Below are 17987 nucleotides of genomic sequence, written 5' to 3' on the forward strand. Positions count from 1 at the left end.
ATGCGAAGTTTTTATTAAAGAGGCTGCACAGCGATGGATTTACAGGTCGTTCCAACACTGGATACGTTACGTCAATGGCTCGATGATGCCGGTATCACTTTCTTTGAATGTGATTCCTGCCAGGCGCTGCATTTGCCTCATATGCAAAATTTCGATGGTATTTTCGATGCCAAAATCGATCTCATTAACGACGTGATCCTCTTCTCTGCGCTGGCCGAAGTGAAACCGTCTGCGCTGCTGGCACTGGCCTCTGACCTGTCGGCCATCAACGCCAGTTCTTTGACGGTGAAAGCATTTCTCGATATACAGGATGATAATCTGCCAAAACTGGTCGTTTGCCAGTCTTTATTCTCCGGTGCCGGCCTCTCTTTCAAGCAGTTCTCCTGGTTTATGCGCTTGAGTGAAGAGCAAATTTCGATGGTAATGATGGAAGCCAATGCGCACCATTTGCTGTATAGCGCGGAAGATGATGCAGAGAATAATGATGCATCTCCCAATTTTCTTCACTAAGCCTGTCTGACTTTTGCGCAGTCGCTGCCATAGCGGCTGCATAACGCCATTTTTTCTGCTGCTTTTAACCTTTCTTTAAAGAATTTTTCACCTCCCCAAACGCCATTTCGGCTTATCACGTAGACATAACCTGCATAAAAAATTGATAAAAGGCGTTTTTTCGTCTGGGCTATAGCCGGAGACACGGGCTACAGTTATTCTTGCGATGCTTAAAAAAGCGAGCGGATCCTGCCGGGTAAAGAGGTTTCTTTTTATTTCGTGCAGAGCGACAAACTATGCATGATTATTGCATATCTTCAGATTGCACAGTTTTAGTTCGTTTGTTAACGAGCTTTAAGAAGGAATAACGATATGATCGCCTTGAATAAAAAATGGTTATCGGGTCTGGTTGCGGGTGCTCTGATGGCCGTCTCTGCCGGCACGCTCGCTGCGGAACAAAAAACGCTGCACGTTTATAACTGGTCTGACTATATCGCGCCGGATACCGTCGCTAATTTCGAAAAAGAGACCGGCATTAAAGTGGTCTATGACGTTTTCGATTCCAACGAAGTGCTGGAAGGGAAACTGATGGCGGGCAGTACCGGTTTTGACCTGGTGGTACCTTCCGCAAGCTTCCTTGAGCGTCAGCTGACGGCAGGTGTTTTCCAGCCGCTCGATAAGAGCAAATTACCGAACTGGAAAAACCTCGATCCGGAAGTGCTTAAGCTGGTCGCCAAGCATGACCCGGACAACAAATACGCGATGCCGTATCTGTGGGCGACCACCGGTATTGGCTATAACGTCGATAAAGTCAAAGCGGTGCTGGGTAAAGATGTCAAACTCGACAGCTGGGACGTGGTACTGAAGCCGGAAAACCTTGAGAAGCTGAAAAGCTGCGGCGTCTCTTTCCTGGATGCGCCAGAAGAGATTTTCGCCACCGTGCTGAACTACCTGGGCAAAGATCCTAACAGCAGCAAGGCCGATGATTACACCGGCCCGGCAACCGATCTGCTGCTGAAGCTGCGTCCGAACATTCGTTACTTCCACTCCTCGCAGTACATCAACGATCTGGCAAACGGTGATATCTGCGTGGCGATTGGCTGGGCAGGGGACGTATGGCAGGCGGCTAACCGCGCCAAAGAAGCCAAAAACGGCGTAAATGTTTCCTACTTCATTCCGAAAGAGGGCGCGCTGGCGTTCTTCGATGTCTTCGCCATGCCGGCTGACGCGAAAAATAAAGACGAAGCTTACCAGTTCCTTAACTACCTGATGCGTCCGGAAGTCATCGCGCATATCAGCGATCACGTCTACTACGCTAACGGCAATAAGGCCTCTGTGCCGCTGGTCAGCGAAGAGATCCGCAATAATCCGGCTATCTATCCGCCGGCGGATGTGTTTGCCAAGCTGTTCACCCTGAAAGTTCAGGATCCAAAAATTGACCGCGTACGTACCCGTGCGTGGACCAAAGTGAAAAGCGGTAAATAACGGCGTCCGGTACGGTTGCCCGGTGGCGAAAACGCTCACCGGGCCTGCTAAACCCGTCGGTCGGGCTGGCGTGAGCGCCGCCCGACGATGCGCACCCTGATGGTGCGTTTGCACCAGTTTTGATTTCTGCCGGAGAGCACCCCTTGAATGACGCGATCCCCCGCCCGCAGGCGAAAGTCCGTAAAGCGCTGACCCCGCTTCTTGAAATTCGTAACCTCACCAAATCTTTCGATGGTCAGCATGCCGTGGACGACGTCAGCCTGACTATCTACAAAGGTGAAATTTTTGCCCTTCTGGGCGCATCTGGCTGCGGTAAATCGACCCTGCTGCGTATGCTGGCCGGTTTTGAACAGCCTACCGCCGGGCAAATCATGCTGGATGGTGTCGATCTCTCCCGCGTGCCGCCGTATCAGCGCCCGATAAACATGATGTTCCAGTCTTACGCGCTCTTCCCCCATATGACGGTGGAGCAGAATATCGCCTTTGGTCTTAAGCAGGACAAACTGCCGAAAGCCGAAATCACCGCCCGCGTGGCAGAGATGCTCAGCCTGGTGCACATGCAGGAGTTCGCGAAGCGTAAACCGCATCAGCTCTCTGGTGGCCAGCGTCAACGCGTGGCGCTGGCCAGAAGCCTGGCGAAACGTCCTAAGCTGCTGCTGCTCGATGAGCCGATGGGTGCCCTGGATAAAAAACTGCGTGACCGTATGCAGCTGGAAGTGGTGGATATCCTTGAGCGCGTGGGGGTGACCTGCGTGATGGTTACCCACGACCAGGAAGAGGCGATGACCATGGCCGGGCGTATTGCGATCATGAACCGCGGTAAGTTCGTACAGATTGGCGAGCCGGAAGAGATTTATGAGCATCCGACCACCCGCTACAGCGCGGAGTTCATCGGGTCGGTCAATGTTTTCGAAGGGCTGCTGAAATCGCGCGAGGAAGACGGTCTGGTGATTGAGTCGCCGGGGCTGCAGCATCCGCTTAAGGTCGATCCGGATAGCTCGGTGGTGGATAACGTGCCGGTGTATGTCGCGCTCCGCCCGGAGAAGATCATGCTGTGCGAAGATCCGCCTGCCGATGGCTTTAACTTCGCCGTCGGGGAAGTGGTGCACATTGCTTACCTGGGTGACCTCTCCATCTACCATGTGCGTCTGAAAAGCGGGCAGATGCTCAGCGCCCAGCTGCAGAACGAACATCGTTATCGCAAGGGACAGCCGACCTGGGGCGACGAAGTGCGCCTGTGCTGGGATGCGGACAGTTGTGTAGTGCTGACGGTATAAGGAGCGGACAATGAGTACCTTAGAACCTCCAGCCCGCGTTGAAAAACCGGGTGGCTTTGCGCACTGGCTGGCGCGCATGCAGATGAACCACGGACGCAAGCTGGTGATTGCCATGCCTTACGTGTGGCTGATCCTGCTGTTCCTGCTGCCGTTCCTGATTGTTTTTAAGATAAGCCTGGCGGAAATGGCGCGGGCGATCCCGCCCTATACCAACCTGCTGGACTGGGCTGACGGACAGCTGACGCTGACCCTTAACCTCGGCAATTTCCTGCAGTTGACGGAAGATCCGCTCTATTTCGAAGCTTATCTGCAGTCGTTGCAGGTGGCGGCGATCTCGACGATCTGCTGTCTGCTGCTGGGTTACCCGCTGGCATGGGCAGTGGCGCACAGTAAATCGTCGACGCGCAACATTCTGCTGTTGCTGGTGATCCTGCCGTCATGGACCTCGTTCCTGATCCGCGTCTACGCGTGGATGGGGATCCTGAAAAACAACGGCGTGCTGAATAACTTCCTGATGTGGCTTGGGGTTATCGATCAGCCCCTGACGATCCTGCATACCAATCTCGCGGTCTATATCGGGATTGTTTACGCCTATCTGCCGTTTATGGTGCTGCCAATTTATACGGCGCTGACGCGTATCGATTATTCGCTGGTGGAAGCATCGCTTGACCTTGGTGCCCGTCCGCTTAAAACCTTCTTCAGCGTTATCGTTCCGTTGACCCGGGGCGGCATTATTGCCGGGTCGATGCTGGTCTTTATCCCGGCGGTAGGGGAGTTTGTGATCCCGGAACTGCTCGGTGGCCCGGACAGCATCATGATTGGGCGCGTGCTGTGGCAGGAATTCTTTAATAACCGCGACTGGCCTGTGGCGTCTGCGGTGGCGATCGTGATGTTGCTCCTGCTGATCGTACCGATCATGTGGTTCCACAAACATCAGCAGAAACAGATGGGAGACCACGGATGAACAACTTACCGGTAGTGCGCTCCCCGTGGCGAATTGCCATCCTGGTGATTGGCTTTACTTTCCTGTATGCACCCATGTTGATGCTGGTGATCTACTCGTTCAACAGCTCCAAACTGGTAACGGTATGGGCCGGCTGGTCGACGCGCTGGTACGGCGAATTGTTCCATGATGACGCGATGATGAGCGCGGTGGGGCTGAGCCTGACCATCGCCGCGCTGGCGGCCACGATGGCCTCCGTGCTGGGGACCATTGCCGCGCTGGTCATGGTGCGCTTCGGGCGTTTTCGGGGGTCAAACGGCTTTGCCTTTATGATCACCGCGCCGCTGGTTATGCCAGACGTTATCACCGGTCTGGCGCTGCTGCTGCTGTTCGTCGCCCTGGCGCATGCCATTGGCTGGCCGGCAGATCGCGGCATGCTCACCATCTGGCTGGCACACGTCACCTTCTGTACCGCGTACGTGGCGGTGGTTATCTCTTCGCGTTTGCGCGAGCTGGACCGCTCCATTGAAGAGGCGGCGATGGATCTCGGAGCGACGCCGCTGAAGGTCTTCTTCATCATCACGCTGCCGATGATTATGCCGGCGGTGATCTCCGGCTGGCTGCTGGCGTTTACGCTGTCGCTCGACGACCTGGTTATCGCCAGCTTTGTCTCAGGACCGGGCGCGACGACGCTGCCTATGCTGGTCTTCTCCAGCGTACGCATGGGGGTCAATCCGGAGATTAACGCCCTGGCCTCGATTATCCTCGGGGTGGTCGGAATTGTCGGATTTATCGCCTGGTATTTGATGGCGCGCGCGGAAAAACAACGTGTGCGTGATATCCAGCGTGCAAGACGCGGCTGAAGGATTTAAAATTTCCAGTGATGTGCCGCGCATGACGCGGCACTGTTTTTCAGGGAAGTAAAACATTGGGATTATTAAAAAAATCACGTCTTACGCACGCTCGTCCAAACGTTCCTGCACTGGTGCAGGTGGCGGCGCTCGCTATTATTATGATCCGCTGTCTTGATGTGCTGATGATCCTTAACACCCTGGGTGTGCGCGGTATGGCTGAATTCATTCACCGCAGCGTACAGACGTGGAACCTGACGCTGGTCTTTTTGAGCAGCCTGGTACTGGTGTTTATCGAGATTTACTGCGCATTTTCGCTGGTCAGAGGACGCAACTGGGCACGCTGGGTCTATTTGCTGACGCAAATTACGGCGGCGAGCTATCTGTGGGCCGCCTCGCTGGGGTATGGCTATCCGGAACTGTTCAGCATTGCGGGTGGATCAAAACGCGAGATTTTGCACGCGCTGTTTTTGCAAAAACTCCCGGATATGCTGGTGCTGTTCTTCCTGTTCGTGCCTGCTTCCAGTCGGCGGTTCTTCCAGCTGCAATAATGTGTATAATCGCAGCCCTCGTGATTCTTAAGGTTTTGATATGCAGTGCGCACTCTATGACGCCGGTCGCTGCCGCTCCTGTCAGTGGATAGAACAGCCGGTTTCTCAGCAACTCACCGCCAAAATGGCCGACCTGCAACACCTGCTGGCAGACCATGCCGTGGGGGAATGGTGCGCACCTGTCAGCGGGCCGGAGCAGGGCTTTCGTAATAAAGCCAAAATGGTGGCGAGCGGCAGCGTTGAAAAACCGCTGCTGGGCATGTTGCATCGCGATGGTACGCCTGAAGATTTAACCGACTGTCCGCTTTATCCTGCCTCCTTTGCGCCGGTCTTTGCTGCGCTCAAACCGTTTATTGCCCGTGCCGGATTAACGCCCTATAACGTTGCCCGCAAGCGCGGCGAGCTGAAATACCTTCTTCTTACCGAAAGCCAGGTAGACGGCAGCATGATGCTGCGCTTTGTTCTGCGCTCAGAAGCCAAGGTGGAGCAGCTTCGCGCGGCGTTGCCATGGCTTCAGCAACAGCTTCCGCAGTTAACCGTTATCACCGCGAATATTCAGCCGGTGCATATGGCTATCATGGAAGGGGAGCGGGAGATCTTCTTCACCGAACAGCATGCGCTGGCAGAAACGTTCAACAATGTACCGCTGTGGATCCGTCCGCAAAGCTTCTTCCAGACCAACCCGACCGTCGCGAGTGCGCTTTATGCCACCGCCCGTGACTGGGTGCGGGCGTTAAATATCCATCATATGTGGGATCTGTTCTGCGGGGTGGGCGGCTTCGGTCTGCACTGCGCCACGCCAGACATGCAGCTTACCGGGATTGAGATCTCCGCCGAAGCGATTGCCTGTGCCAGACAGTCTGCCGCAGAGCTTGGGTTGACCCGGCTGCACTTCCAGGCGCTGGACTCCACGCAGTTCGCGACGGGGCAGGACAATGTGCCTGAACTGGTGCTGGTGAACCCGCCGCGCCGGGGCATCGGGAAAGCGCTGTGCGACTATCTGAGCCAGATGGCACCGGACTACATCGTCTACTCCAGCTGCAACGCGCAGACGATGGCTAAAGATATCGCGACGCTGCCGGGCTACCGCATTGAACGCGTCCAGCTGTTCGATATGTTCCCGCATACCGCGCATTATGAAGTCCTGACGCTACTCGTTAAATCTTAAACAAAATGTGAACTCTGTCCGCCTGTGAAATCAGGTAAGCTTATCTCATCAGAATTGAAGAAGGCTTACCCATGAAGCAGATCCTGCTGGTGGAAGATGACCACGATATCGCGGCGCTTCTGCGCCTCAACTTAGAAGATGAAGGCTACGCCATCACCCACGAGCCCGACGGGGGCAATGCCTTACAGCGCCTCGAAAAGCAGCCGTGGGACGCGGTGATCCTCGATTTAATGCTCCCCAACGTCGACGGTCTGGAGATTTGCCGTCGCATTCGCCAGATGACCCGCTACCTGCCGGTGATCATTATCAGCGCCCGCAGCAGCGAAACCGACCGCATTACCGGGCTGGAAACCGGGGCGGACGATTATCTGGCCAAGCCGTTTTCGGTACAGGAGCTGATCGCGCGTATCAAGGCGCTGTTCCGGCGCCAGCAGGCGATGGGGCAGGCGCAAAGTGCCGGGAATATTCAGGCTCACGGCCTGATGCTCGACCCGCTGGCGCGCAGCGTGCTTTTGCACGGACAGGTGGTGGATCTCACCCCGCGCGAGTTTGAACTGCTGTACTTCTTTGCCCGTCATCCCGGTGAAGTTTTCTCGCGTCTGGCGCTGCTGGAACAGGTCTGGGGCTATCAGCACGAAGGTTACGAACACACCGTCAACACCCACATTAACCGCCTGCGCATCAAGATTGAGAAGGACGCCGCCGAGCCGGAGATCATTCGCACCGTCTGGGGCAAAGGCTACAAATTTGCGGAGCCAAACGATGCGCCGCTTTAGCCTGAGCCAGCGTCTGACGCTGCTGTTTATTCTGCTGCTGACGCTCTGTGCGACCATCGCCTGCGCGGTGCAACTTTACAGCACCACGCAGTACGGTAATGCAATGGTGCAGCGGCTGTCCGGTGGTCTGGCGCAGCAGATTGTCCAGCGGGAACCGATTCTGGATGCGCAGGGCAGGGTTGACCGCCACGCGCTGAAACCGCTCTTTGACCGGCTGATGACCTTCAATCCAAGCGTCGAACTGTACGTTGTCTCGCCTGATGGCGAACTGCTGGCTGACGCCGCGCCACCGGGGCATATCCAGCGGCAAAAAATCGACCTCGGGCCGGTGCAGACTTTCCTCAGTGATGCCGCGCGGCCGGTACTGGGCGATGACCCGCGAAGCCAGAACAAAAAGGTTTTCAGCGCAACGCCGTTGCGTCAGGACGGAGAACTGAAAGGCTATCTGTACATTATTCTGCAGGGCGAAGAGTCAAACGCGCTGGCGGAGATGGCCTGGCATCAGGCGCTCTGGAGCACCGTCCTGTGGTCATTGATGTGGGTCGCGCTGTTTGGTTTGCTGGCGGGGTTACTGGTCTGGTACTGGGTAACGCGTCCGGTCAAACGTCTCACGCAGGAAGTGGCCGGGCTGGAGCAGGACAGCATTAGCGCCATTAAGCAGCTGGCGGCGCAGCCTACTGAAACCACGGTAAAGGATGAAGTGGCCACGCTGCGCAATACGTTTATCGAGCTGGCCCGTAAAATCACCCTGCAGTGGGATCAACTGGCCGACAGCGATCGCCAGCGTCGGGAGTTTATCGCCAATATTTCGCATGATTTACGCACGCCGCTCACCTCCTTGCTGGGCTATCTCGAAACGTTATCGCTGAAATCCGCGACGCTGACGCCACAGGAACACCAGCAGTATCTCGCCACGGCGCTGCGCCAGGGTCAGAAAGTGCGTCATCTTTCGCAGCAGCTGTTTGAACTGGCGCGTCTTGAGCACGGCGGCATCAAACCGCAGCGCGAGCGTTTTGCCATGGGTGAGCTGATTTCAGACGTGGCGCAGAAATTTGAACTCACGGCCCGCACGCGGGAGGTGAACCTGCGCATTGATGTACCGGGCCCGTTGCCGCTGGTGAATGCCGATGTCTCGATGATTGAGCGGGTGGTGACTAACCTGCTGGATAACGCGATGCGGCATACGCCGACCGGTGGAGAGGTTCGTCTGGCGGTCTGGCAGGAGAACGCGCAGCTACAGGTTGAGGTGGCTGATAATGGAACCGGCGTTGATGCTTCTCTTCGCAACGATCTGTTTGAGCGTCCTTCGGCGTTAAATCCGCAGGCATCACGGGAAAACCGTGGCGGGTTGGGGCTGTTGATTGTGAAACGCATGCTGGAACTGCACGGCGGGGGGATCAGGCTGATGGAGTCCACGAACGGGGCTCGCTTTCGCTTCTTTGTTCCACTGTGAAATTGCCGGGTTTGCCCGGCCTACAGACCACCCCCGTAGGCCAGGCTACCCGACAAAAGCTGTTATTGCGGGAACCACTGATCGCTGATTTTCTTGTACGTGCCGTCAGCTTTAATTGCTTTCAGCGCGCCATTCAGTTTTTCCAGCAGGGCTTTGTTATCCGGACGCACCGCAATGCCCAGGCCCGTACCGAAGTACTGTGGATCGGTCACTTTTTCGGTCGCGGTGCCCAGCTGTGGGTTGGTTTTCAGCCACTCGTTCACCACCGCAGTGTCACCGAAGACACCATCAATACGGCCATTTTTCAGGTCGATAATGGCATTCTGGTAGCTGTCATAGGCCACGGTTTTCACTTCAGGATGTTTGTCCTGCAGGTATTTCTGGTGCGTGGTGCCGTTTTCCATCCCAATGCGTTTGCCTTTCAGCTGGTCAAAGGATGTGTAAGCCCCTTTCTTCGCAATGACCACCGCCGAGTTGGCGTAGTACGGGTCGGTGAAGGTGACCTGCTTGCTACGCTCTGGGGTGATGTCCATCCCGGAGATCACCGCGTCGTATTTTTTGAATTTCAGCGACGGGATCAGGCTGTCAAACGCATGGTTAGTGAACGTGCAGTCGGCCTGCATCTGTTTGCACAGGGCTTTGGCGAGGTCGATATCAAAACCGACAATCTGGTTGCTGGCATCCAGCGACTCAAACGGCGGATAGGTGGCCGAAACGCCGAAGTTGATTTTATCTGCAGCTGATGCGCCAGCGGCGAAAGTGGCCAGTAAAGCGGCCAGAACTAACTTTTTCATTGTAATGCTCCCGTCTGTCAGTCTGTCTTATGCGCCGTGTCTGCGGCATGGAAATACAATGCCATTTAGTGAATTTATATTCAATAAAAATGATTAAATATTATTTAATCCATAAAAAAAGACGGGCAGTCATTATACTTGCCCGTCTTCGTCAATAAAATTTATGCAAATCGGTGATTAATTACGGCGCTCAAACGCCAGCGCTTTACGCTCAATAAGGCGCATCATCAGCGTCAACAAACCGTTCACCACAAGATAGACCACGCCCGCGGCACCGAACACCATGACGTCATAGGTGCGTCCGTAGAGCAGCTGCCCGTGGCCCATGACTTCCATCAGCGTGATGGTGTAGGCCAGAGACGTACTCTTGAAAACCAGCACCACTTCGTTGGAGTAGGAGGAGAGCGCACGTTTAAACGCGTACGGCAGCAAAATAGCCAGCGTGTCTTTCTTGCTCATGCCCAGCGCACCACAGGACTGCCATTGCCCTTCCGGGATGGCACGGATAGCCCCGTAGAACAGCTGCGTGGTATAGGCCGCACTGTTCAGCGAAAGGGCAATCAGGGCGCACAGCCATGGCTCAGAAAGCAGGTGCCAGATAACCGGATACTCCTGCAGCGACGGGAACTGACCCGGGCCGTAGTAAATCAGGAAGATCTGCACCAGCAGCGGTGTACCGGTGAACAAGGTAATGTAGGCTCGCACAATCCATACCAGCACCGGCGTTTTTAGCGTCAGGACGATGGTAAAGATCAACGCCAGGATGAGCGCCACGATGATCGATGCGACGGTCAGCGTCAGGCTGGTGTGCAGCCCTTTCATCAGCTCCGGAAAATAGTCAAGCATCAGCCTGGTCTCCGTTCAAAGCGCGTCGCACGCAGATCAATGCGCTTGAGGATGTACTGACTCACCAGCGTGATCACCAGGTAGATAGCCGCCGCCACGATGTACCAGGTAAACGGCTCCTGGGTACGGGTCGCGATACTTTTGGTTTGCAGCATTAAATCGTTCACGCTGATCAGGCTTACCAGCGCGGTATCTTTCAGCAGCACCAGCCACTGGTTACCCAGCCCGGGCAGCGCATGACGCCACATCTGCGGCATCACCAGACGGAAGAAGATCGCCGATTTCGACAAGCCTAACGCCTGGCCAGACTCCCACTGTCCCTGCGGAACCGCTTTCAGCGCACCGCGCAGGGTTTGCGAAGCATACGCGGAATAGAGCAGAGAGAGGGCAATCACGCCGCACAGGAACGGGCTGACGTCAAAGTTCTCAATCTGCATCTGCACCGGGATCTGCACCACACCCAGATTGAGGGTGAAGCCGTCCGACAGCGTTAACAGCAGCTGCGAGGAGCCAAAATAGATAAACAGGACCACCAGAATTTCAGGCAGCCCGCGCAGCACGGTGACCAGCGCTGAGCCGGCCCATGCGACAGGGAACCATTTTGCTGATTCCCATACCGCAAAGATCATCGCCAGCACAAGGCCGATAATCAGTGCGCAAACGGCAAGGCCGACGGTCATCCCGGCGGCGCTTGCTAAAGGAAAAATTTCATTCATCAGGAATTACTTCTGGAACCATTTTTTGTAGATGGTTTCGTAGGTGCCGTCTTTCTTCACTTTTTCCAGCGCAGCGTTGAATTTCTGCTGCAGCTCAGTGTTGCCCTGACGAACGGCAATACCCAGACCCGTGCCGAAGTAATCCTTGTCGGTCACTTTATCGCCCACTGGTGCCAGTTTATCGTTGGCTTTCAGCCATTCGGTCACCACGGCGGTGTCGCCGAACACGCCATCAATACGGCCGTTCTGCAGATCCAGCTTCGCATTCTGGTAGCTGTCATACGGAACGGTGGTGATTTCCGGGTGTTTATCCATGATGAATTTCTGGTGCGTGGTGCCGTTCTGCACGCCCACTTTCTTGCCTTTCAGCTGATCAACCGACGTGAATTTGCCTTTCTGACCAATAAACAGGGCAGAGTTGTCGTAGTAAGGGGTGGTGAAGAGAACCTGTTTTTCGCGCTCAGGGGTGATATCCATTCCGGCCATAACGGCGTCGATACGGCGGAACTTCAGGCTTGGGATCAGGCTGTCGAAGGCCTGGTTGCTGAAGGTACAGGTTGCGTCGATCTCTTTACACAGGGCGTTTGCCAGATCCACGTCAAAGCCGACAATTTTATTGTTCGCATCAATGGATTCAAACGGAGGATAAGACGCTTCAGTCGCGAAACGAATCGTCTGGGCTGCGGTAGCGGAAAGGGTGACGCTGGCGAGCAGCGCGGCAAGTAATACTTTTTTCATTATCATTTCCCCTGACACAATCAATGAGATAAATAGTTTTTGAACGCATCGGTTTGCGGGTTTGAGAAGCAGCTCGCATCACCTTGCTCAACGATATACCCGTTTTCCATGTAGACCACGCGGCTGGCCGTTTTGCGCGCCACTTCCACTTCATGGGTTACGATGACCTGAGTAATATGGGTTTCCGCCAGCTCGCGAATGATGCTCACGATCTGGGCGGTAATTTCGGGATCCAGCGCCGCGGTCGGTTCATCAAACAGCAGTACCGCAGGCTCCATCATCAGCGCACGGGCAATCGCCACACGTTGCTGCTGACCACCGGACAGGTGCAGCGGATAGCGGTCGCTGTAAGGCTTGAGGCGCAGACGCTCCAGCAGCTTATCCGCACGCGCGATCGCCTGATCTTTGCTTAAGCCCAGCACGCGGCACGGGGCTTCGATCAGGTTTTGCAGTACGGTCAGATGCGGCCAGAGATTGTATTGCTGGAAGACCATGCCAACGTTTTGACGCAGTTCACGAATCGCTTTATCAGACGGTGTTTTCGCGAAATCAAAATGGTTACCGGCGATAGCCAGCGTACCCGAACGGGGCATTTCAAGCAGATTAAGGACACGCAGAAGGGAGCTTTTACCTGCACCGCTTGGGCCAAGCAAAACCAGCGTTTCGCCTTCCGGGCAGTCCAGCGTGATGTCAAACAGCGCCTGGTGTGCGCCGTAGAAGCAGTTAATGCCGTTTAGTTTAATACTCATCGGGGCAGTCTTTACTCATCCAGGCAATCTATAGCAATTGAGGCCGCAGATAGTACCGTTGACAGAATAGTTATGCAATATTTCTGCGTTAAAAGTTAAATATAACCCGCAATACCCTCTAAACATAGCACAAAATAGCGAACGGCAATGTCGGCGAGTATAAATGTCGGCATTCCGCATGAAATGCCGCACATTTTACGGGGTTAACGCTTTTTAAACGGGAGGCTTAGCGGTTTTCAATCGACTGGCGGAGCGTGCCTGCCGGGGCGTGAACGCTGCCACCGACGTACCTTACGTCGTCCACCGCCCAGCACTGACCTTCACGGATCATCAGCACTTCATCCTGCCAGGTCTGGGTTCCCTGGGTCAGTTTGACGCGCAGGGGAATGTTTCGCGCATCGGTGTTTGGGATCGTTGAAGCACTGGTGACCTCGGCGCTGTCAGGCAGCGTGGCGCGGCTGGAGAACGGATCGGATTTAAGCAGCGCGTTATGCTGCGGATCGCGGGTGGCGTCGCTCAGCAGTTTCGCCAGGCCGTCACTCAGATACGGTCGCAGGGCGGTAATATCATTGCTGCGGTGCTGTATGCGGTAATCATAGAACTGTTGCGCCACGGTATCCGGGCCGCCCTCAATGCATGGGCCGCTGCGGGTACCAATATCCTTAAAGGCTGGCGTGACCGTGGTGGTGCAGGCGCTGAGCACCAGCGCGCAGGGCACGAAAAGTGTTAAAGCTGAATAGCGCATGTTGATTTCCTTATTTATTAACTATCCTTTCAATCATAGCGTAACGAACCGATAATGCTGTACCTAAGGCATTGAACGCTAAAGAAGGAGAGAAAGTATGCAGTTTTCAACAACGCCTACCCTGGAAGGGCAACCTATTACCGAGTACTGCGGCGTGGTCACCGGCGAAGCCATACTGGGCGCGAACATTTTCCGGGACTTCTTTGCCGGCATTCGCGATATCGTGGGGGGACGTTCTGGCGCGTATGAGAAAGAGCTGCGCAAAGCCCGCGAAATTGCGTTTAAAGAGCTTGGCGAACAGGCCAAGGCGCTGGGTGCAGATGCCGTGGTAGGCATCGATATTGACTACGAAACGGTCGGTAAAGATGCCAGCATGCTGATGGTGAGCGTAAGCGGTACGGCGGTGAAAACCCGTCGATGAAGCGCTCGCTTGCCACACTCCTGCTGGCGCTGTTGCTGGCAGGGTGCGCCACGGAAAAAGGCATTATTGATAAAGGTGCCTATGAGCTGGATACCCGCCATCAGGCCCAGGCGGCTTACCCGCGTATAAAGGTGCTGGTGATCCACTACACCGCCGATGACTTTGACAGCTCGCTGGCGACGTTAACCGACAAGAATGTCAGCTCTCACTACCTGATCCCCGCCAAACCGCCTGCCCCTGAGGGCAAACCGCGTATCTGGCAACTGGTACCGGAGAGCGAACTGGCATGGCATGCCGGCATCAGCTTCTGGCGCGGCACCAACCGTATTAATGACACCTCCGTGGGGATTGAGCTGGAAAACCGGGGCTGGCAAAAAACGGCGGGAGTAAAACACTTCACCCCGTTCGAGCCGGCGCAAATTGCTGCTCTGATCCCGCTCGCCAAAGACATTATCGCCCGCTACGACATTAAGCCGCAGAACGTCGTCGCGCACTCTGATATTGCCCCCCAGCGTAAAGACGATCCCGGCCCGCTGTTCCCCTGGCGCGAACTGGCGCAGCAGGGAATGGGTGCCTGGCCCGATCCGGACCGCGTCAACTTTTATCTCAATGGGCAGCCACGCTATCAGGAAGTGGACAGCGCACTGCTGCTCGATCTGTTAGCGCGGTATGGCTATGAAGTGCCGGAGGCTGCCACAGCCCAGCAGCAGAAAAGAGTGATTACCGCGTTTCAAATGCACTTCCGTCCACAGCTGTGGAATGGTGTGGCTGACCGTGAAACGCTGGCCATCGCTGAAGCGCTTCTGGAAAAGTACGGACAGGGGTGATCCTGCGGGATACCCCCTCGTGAGTATTTTTCGCGTAATTTAAGTAAGATTAATCTTAAGTACAAACTCAATTCATTTTTAGTTAATTGACTTAAAATTATCCGGATTTAAGATGGACACATAGCTTGCTAAGTAAAGCAGCAAATTAACGTAAACAATTTCTACTTTTATTTTCTCCTTGAGTGTTTCATCAGGAAAATATTCCTGGGTTGAGGCCTTACGTCTTAATCCTGAGTTTTATATTTCACATCTTAAATTGGGTATAATAATGTTAAGCATCTACGGTAAAAAATTACGTCCGCAAAACGAAGTCAACGCAATTATTTCTGCAACGTCAGGATTTGAAGAGAAGACGTTAAAAAAGTGGCAGAAAATATCTACCAGTGATTCACAGTATATTCATATTATCGTCAGTGGCGACGTTGAGTTCCGCCGCGAATCTGATGAACTGTGCATGTTCACCGTTCAGGGGCCGTGTATATTTGGGCTTTGTTCTATGTTTTACAGCGCCACGCACATGTATGGCCTCATTCGGTCAAATACCGTCGTGCGCTCGATAAAAAAAGAGGACTTCGCCCAGCTAATGACTGAAAACAATCTGTGGCCGGAACTGACGAAAGTGCTCTCCTGGTATATTTGTATGCTGAGCAAGCGTGACGATGTGCTGGTTGCCCGCAGCGCCTATTCGGTAGTGCGCGAATTTTTATACGAGATTAATGAACTGATTGTTCAGCATCAGCGTGATATCAATATATATGACTATATTCAGGAATACACCAACCTGGCACGCAGTACCATTATTAAAATTCTCTCCGACCTGAAAAAAGGTCAGTATATTGTGGTGGAAAAGGGGCGACTCCTTAACCTGACATCCTTGCCTGAAAAATATTAATTACTCCAGCCGGTCTCCTTTATGACGTAAAGGGGACCGGGAAATATCCTGCGTTTCGTCAACCGGCGGCGCGGGAATTTTGCCTTGCGAATAATCCTGCTCTTGTTCTTTTAACGCCTGCTTAAACAATTCTGTTAATGAGGAACTGTCGCTGCCAGCCCGTGCAGAAGCGTCGGTGTGCGCCCCGGTTCTGGGTAACGTATCCCGCGCGGTATCATGCTGAGCCGCTCCTTCAGGCGCCTGCTGCCAGTCGGTATCATCGCCGTTAATCGGCAGATCCTGCAGGGCAGGCATATCCTCATGCACCGGCGCAGGTTTAGGGTGCGGATGCGGGAAGGGTTTGCTCACATACACATAATGCATATCTGAAAGCTGTGTTTCCGGTCTGGCGCTGCTCGCGTTGATGGGGGCGGGTGCAGGGTGGCGCAGATCCCAATATACATGCGCGTACAACCCGGCCATCAGCATGGCGCACAGACCCAGGAGTCCTAAAACGATGTGGGCAAAAACGTTTCTCAGTCCGGGAAGGCGATATGAAAACCAGACCGCTTCCCCGGTAGTGTAACTGCGCTGAGCCGCAAGGCTGATAGTAGACATCAGGAATGCTTCTCCTGCATTTTCGCATCCGGTATCGCATGCGAAGCCTGGATCAATACGCTCGGCGTGGTGTTGGTTTCCCGCATTAACTGCATCAATGTCTCTTCGCCGGGAATACCGTCCACATGCAGATGCATTTTTTGCTGGAACGCGCGAGTGCGTTTCATCATCTCCGCAGTCCAGCGCTGAGCGTGGGTTTCAGGCTGAGAAAGGGCCTGGCTCAGTTGCTGATCAAGCCAGGTCATCTCTTTGCCGTCACTGGTTGTGCTGATGGCGTCTTTACCTTCCGGCGTCAGGCGGTGCAGTTGCGTATAGTTTCCGGTTGCATGCCGGTTAAACCAGCTGCGACTGACCTGCCAGGTCCGGTTATTCATCAGCAGGTCCATCGAGGTTTCTCCGACGCGGGCAACTACCGCATAGTTAAGATGATTGCCGGTTTTGAGCTCGCTCACCCACGGATAACCTTCGCCTGCCAGCGCATCCGGAGAGGCATTTCCCTGCTTACACATCAGGTTTACCTTCACCGCGTTTTGACACAGCGCATCGTCCGCCGAGGCGTCATACCCCCACATCAGATAAAGCTGATGCATCGCGTCCGCCTGATTGACTATTTCCTTGTCGATAACCGGCACGACGGGGGCCTGAAGGGGGGCGGCTGGGTGTTTCCAGCTTATCGGGACCGGCAGAGAAACCGGGAGGCGAGCAGTCATTGAGGCGGTGAAATACCAGCCGCAAGCCGCGAACAGCACAGAGGCAAACAGTGAAACCGTTGCCAGACGCTTACCCTGTTTTTTCGCGGGCAGCACCTCCGCGGCCGCCAGGCGTAAATGTCGCGGACTGACCTGGCTTGCGCGTTCGGTCCAGGCCGCGAGCATCGACAGGTGCGCCAGCGCATTCAGTTCACTGATTTTCCCTTTTGTCATTGCGTGCATCTTACGCACGCGCGCCGGGGATAACGGCGAGCTTTCGCCTCCGTGCTCTTCGCACTGCGCCTGCACGTAGCTGAGATATTCACGGCATGTCAGGGGGCGCAAGGTGTGGTGGGTATGCACATATTCACGCAGATCAGATTGCTGTAGCAGCGCCGCCTGATTTTCCGCGCCCGTCAGCACCACCGATAAATGAAACCCCAGCTCCTGCGCACGGGTGAGCAACATCCCCAGCACCGTCCGGCAGGTCTCTTTCATGGCTTCAGTATGGGAAATGACCAGCACGGTGGCCTGCGTTTTCCCGGCCTGCCACTGCTGCAGCACGGTATCGACCGCCTGAATACGGCTGGTGATTGCTTTCGTGTCCGGGCTGAGCTTGTACAGCAGGCTACTGGCGCTCAGTTTTGGAAACGCGTTGATGGCAAGAACGCGGTTGTCGCTGTTTTTCAGCGCATCGCTGAACTGGCCCAACAGCGAGGTATCATCGCTAAAGAGCCCGCATATTCCCGCCTGTTGGGTTTTCTCTTTCAGCAGGTTAAAGACGTCCTGATGATAAGGCACCAGAAAATCCCCGGATAAGCGGGTGACCTTCCTGAAGGGCGGGGTTTTAAAAGTAAAGTGGCTCTGATACATAACGACTTACCGTCTCTGATTAGGAATAGCAACAGGTCGTGAAATTACGGTAAGGAGACGGGGCGATCAATTTTTCAACTGGGTAAAAATATCCGGCAGAAATGTCC

20 protein-coding genes are annotated in these 17987 nt (G+C 54.7%); 12 read left to right on the forward strand and 8 right to left on the reverse strand.

Translation table 11 applies throughout. The features are described from left to right. Nucleotides 1-33: 33 nt before the first annotated feature. From HV340_RS07035 to HV340_RS07075, 9 genes are all read left to right on the forward strand, one after another. Nucleotides 34-510 carry a YbjN domain-containing protein gene (locus HV340_RS07035; protein WP_014169308.1) on the forward strand — a complete coding sequence of 159 codons (477 nt, stop codon included), beginning with the start codon at nucleotides 34-36 and terminating at the stop codon, nucleotides 508-510. 351 nt (nucleotides 511-861) lie between these two features. Continuing rightward, a complete protein-coding gene (gene potF, locus HV340_RS07040) occupies nucleotides 862-1974 on the forward strand; it encodes a spermidine/putrescine ABC transporter substrate-binding protein PotF (protein ID WP_014169310.1) in 1113 nt (370 codons plus the stop codon). Nucleotides 1975-2117: 143 nt separating this feature from the next. Then, the gene (gene potG / locus HV340_RS07045; RefSeq protein WP_041162516.1) at nucleotides 2118-3251 is read left to right on the forward strand and encodes a putrescine ABC transporter ATP-binding subunit PotG; all 1134 of its coding nucleotides are present in this window, start codon (nucleotides 2118-2120) and stop codon (nucleotides 3249-3251) included. A gap of 10 nt (nucleotides 3252-3261) precedes the next feature. After that, nucleotides 3262-4215, forward strand: coding sequence for a putrescine ABC transporter permease PotH (potH, locus tag HV340_RS07050; protein ID WP_014169313.1), 954 nt, complete (start codon nucleotides 3262-3264; stop codon nucleotides 4213-4215). After that, entirely contained in the window at nucleotides 4212-5057 is an 846-nt protein-coding gene (gene potI / locus HV340_RS07055) for a putrescine ABC transporter permease PotI (protein ID WP_020884869.1), read from the forward strand. Before potH ends, potI begins: the two co-directional genes overlap by 4 nt. Nucleotides 5058-5122: 65 nt before the next feature. Further along, nucleotides 5123-5596, forward strand: coding sequence for a YbjO family protein (locus tag HV340_RS07060; protein ID WP_014169315.1), 474 nt, complete (start codon nucleotides 5123-5125; stop codon nucleotides 5594-5596). A 40-nt stretch (nucleotides 5597-5636) separates the two neighbouring features. Next, nucleotides 5637-6764 carry a 23S rRNA (uracil(747)-C(5))-methyltransferase RlmC gene (gene rlmC / locus HV340_RS07065; protein WP_181216388.1) on the forward strand — a complete coding sequence of 376 codons (1128 nt, stop codon included), beginning with the start codon at nucleotides 5637-5639 and terminating at the stop codon, nucleotides 6762-6764. 71 nt (nucleotides 6765-6835) lie between these two features. Beyond that, nucleotides 6836-7540 carry a response regulator transcription factor gene (locus HV340_RS07070; RefSeq protein ID WP_181216389.1) on the forward strand — a complete coding sequence of 235 codons (705 nt, stop codon included), beginning with the start codon at nucleotides 6836-6838 and terminating at the stop codon, nucleotides 7538-7540. Further along, nucleotides 7527-8993: an ATP-binding protein gene (locus HV340_RS07075; RefSeq protein WP_020884866.1), complete on the forward strand. Its 1467-nt coding sequence runs from the start codon at nucleotides 7527-7529 to the stop codon at nucleotides 8991-8993. The genes HV340_RS07070 and HV340_RS07075 overlap by 14 nt, the downstream gene beginning before the upstream one ends. Before the next feature lie 62 nt (nucleotides 8994-9055). On the opposite strand, the gene artJ is transcribed toward HV340_RS07075, so the two are convergent. From artJ to HV340_RS07105, 6 genes are all read right to left on the reverse strand, one after another. After that, the gene (gene artJ, locus HV340_RS07080; protein ID WP_020884865.1) at nucleotides 9056-9787 is read right to left on the reverse strand and encodes an arginine ABC transporter substrate-binding protein ArtJ; all 732 of its coding nucleotides are present in this window, start codon (nucleotides 9785-9787) and stop codon (nucleotides 9056-9058) included. A 177-nt stretch (nucleotides 9788-9964) separates the two neighbouring features. Beyond that, nucleotides 9965-10633: an arginine ABC transporter permease ArtM gene (artM, locus tag HV340_RS07085; protein WP_025204592.1), complete on the reverse strand. Its 669-nt coding sequence runs from the start codon at nucleotides 10631-10633 to the stop codon at nucleotides 9965-9967. Continuing rightward, nucleotides 10633-11349, reverse strand: a complete 717-nt coding sequence (artQ, locus tag HV340_RS07090; protein WP_014169322.1) for an arginine ABC transporter permease ArtQ — start codon at nucleotides 11347-11349, stop codon at nucleotides 10633-10635. Before artQ ends, artM begins: the two co-directional genes overlap by 1 nt. A gap of 6 nt (nucleotides 11350-11355) precedes the next feature. Beyond that, nucleotides 11356-12087, reverse strand: coding sequence for an arginine ABC transporter substrate-binding protein ArtI (artI, locus tag HV340_RS07095; protein ID WP_020884864.1), 732 nt, complete (start codon nucleotides 12085-12087; stop codon nucleotides 11356-11358). Nucleotides 12088-12107: 20 nt separating this feature from the next. Further along, nucleotides 12108-12836: an arginine ABC transporter ATP-binding protein ArtP gene (artP, locus tag HV340_RS07100; protein WP_014169324.1), complete on the reverse strand. Its 729-nt coding sequence runs from the start codon at nucleotides 12834-12836 to the stop codon at nucleotides 12108-12110. Nucleotides 12837-13062: 226 nt separating this feature from the next. After that, nucleotides 13063-13581 carry a lipoprotein gene (locus HV340_RS07105; RefSeq protein ID WP_014169325.1) on the reverse strand — a complete coding sequence of 173 codons (519 nt, stop codon included), beginning with the start codon at nucleotides 13579-13581 and terminating at the stop codon, nucleotides 13063-13065. A gap of 97 nt (nucleotides 13582-13678) precedes the next feature. On the opposite strand from HV340_RS07105, the gene HV340_RS07110 reads away from it, so the two are divergent. The 3 genes from HV340_RS07110 (at nucleotide 13679) to HV340_RS07120 (ending at nucleotide 15721) form a co-directional block, all read left to right on the forward strand. Continuing rightward, nucleotides 13679-14002: a heavy metal-binding domain-containing protein gene (locus HV340_RS07110; protein ID WP_006174327.1), complete on the forward strand. Its 324-nt coding sequence runs from the start codon at nucleotides 13679-13681 to the stop codon at nucleotides 14000-14002. After that, nucleotides 13999-14829, forward strand: coding sequence for an N-acetylmuramoyl-L-alanine amidase (locus tag HV340_RS07115; RefSeq protein ID WP_020884863.1), 831 nt, complete (start codon nucleotides 13999-14001; stop codon nucleotides 14827-14829). Before HV340_RS07110 ends, HV340_RS07115 begins: the two co-directional genes overlap by 4 nt. A 268-nt stretch (nucleotides 14830-15097) precedes the next feature. After that, a complete protein-coding gene (locus HV340_RS07120; protein WP_020884862.1) occupies nucleotides 15098-15721 on the forward strand; it encodes a helix-turn-helix domain-containing protein in 624 nt (207 codons plus the stop codon). Here the strand turns inward: HV340_RS07120 and HV340_RS07125 are convergent, their stop codons facing one another. Then, entirely contained in the window at nucleotides 15722-16318 is a 597-nt protein-coding gene (locus HV340_RS07125) for a hypothetical protein (protein ID WP_059306517.1), read from the reverse strand. Beyond that, the gene (locus HV340_RS07130) at nucleotides 16318-17880 is read right to left on the reverse strand and encodes an ExeA family protein (protein ID WP_104440268.1); all 1563 of its coding nucleotides are present in this window, start codon (nucleotides 17878-17880) and stop codon (nucleotides 16318-16320) included. Before HV340_RS07130 ends, HV340_RS07125 begins: the two co-directional genes overlap by 1 nt. Nucleotides 17881-17987 lie beyond the last annotated feature (107 nt).

Origin of the sequence: Enterobacter sp. RHBSTW-00975 (assembly GCF_013615235.1) — a bacterium.
GTDB lineage: Bacteria > Pseudomonadota > Gammaproteobacteria > Enterobacterales > Enterobacteriaceae > Enterobacter > Enterobacter ludwigii.

Bases quoted from the DNA above. Each gene is read 5' to 3' on its own strand.
- HV340_RS07115 (WP_020884863.1), top strand. From the start codon at position 13,999: ATGAAGCGCTCGCTTGCCACACTCCTGCTGGCGCTGTTGCTGGCAGGG.
- potF (WP_014169310.1), top strand. From the start codon at position 862: ATGATCGCCTTGAATAAAAAATGGTTATCGGGTCTGGTTGCGGGTGCT.
- HV340_RS07120 (WP_020884862.1), top strand. From the start codon at position 15,098: ATGTTAAGCATCTACGGTAAAAAATTACGTCCGCAAAACGAAGTCAAC.
- artM (WP_025204592.1), bottom strand. From the start codon at position 10,633: ATGCTTGACTATTTTCCGGAGCTGATGAAAGGGCTGCACACCAGCCTG.
- artQ (WP_014169322.1), bottom strand. From the start codon at position 11,349: ATGAATGAAATTTTTCCTTTAGCAAGCGCCGCCGGGATGACCGTCGGC.
- artP (WP_014169324.1), bottom strand. From the start codon at position 12,836: ATGAGTATTAAACTAAACGGCATTAACTGCTTCTACGGCGCACACCAG.
- HV340_RS07125 (WP_059306517.1), bottom strand. From the start codon at position 16,318: ATGTCTACTATCAGCCTTGCGGCTCAGCGCAGTTACACTACCGGGGAA.
- HV340_RS07110 (WP_006174327.1), top strand. From the start codon at position 13,679: ATGCAGTTTTCAACAACGCCTACCCTGGAAGGGCAACCTATTACCGAG.
- HV340_RS07105 (WP_014169325.1), bottom strand. From the start codon at position 13,581: ATGCGCTATTCAGCTTTAACACTTTTCGTGCCCTGCGCGCTGGTGCTC.
- HV340_RS07035 (WP_014169308.1), top strand. From the start codon at position 34: ATGGATTTACAGGTCGTTCCAACACTGGATACGTTACGTCAATGGCTC.
- potI (WP_020884869.1), top strand. From the start codon at position 4,212: ATGAACAACTTACCGGTAGTGCGCTCCCCGTGGCGAATTGCCATCCTG.
- HV340_RS07070 (WP_181216389.1), top strand. From the start codon at position 6,836: ATGAAGCAGATCCTGCTGGTGGAAGATGACCACGATATCGCGGCGCTT.
- HV340_RS07075 (WP_020884866.1), top strand. From the start codon at position 7,527: ATGCGCCGCTTTAGCCTGAGCCAGCGTCTGACGCTGCTGTTTATTCTG.
- artJ (WP_020884865.1), bottom strand. From the start codon at position 9,787: ATGAAAAAGTTAGTTCTGGCCGCTTTACTGGCCACTTTCGCCGCTGGC.
- potH (WP_014169313.1), top strand. From the start codon at position 3,262: ATGAGTACCTTAGAACCTCCAGCCCGCGTTGAAAAACCGGGTGGCTTT.
- artI (WP_020884864.1), bottom strand. From the start codon at position 12,087: ATGAAAAAAGTATTACTTGCCGCGCTGCTCGCCAGCGTCACCCTTTCC.
- rlmC (WP_181216388.1), top strand. From the start codon at position 5,637: ATGCAGTGCGCACTCTATGACGCCGGTCGCTGCCGCTCCTGTCAGTGG.
- HV340_RS07130 (WP_104440268.1), bottom strand. From the start codon at position 17,880: ATGTATCAGAGCCACTTTACTTTTAAAACCCCGCCCTTCAGGAAGGTC.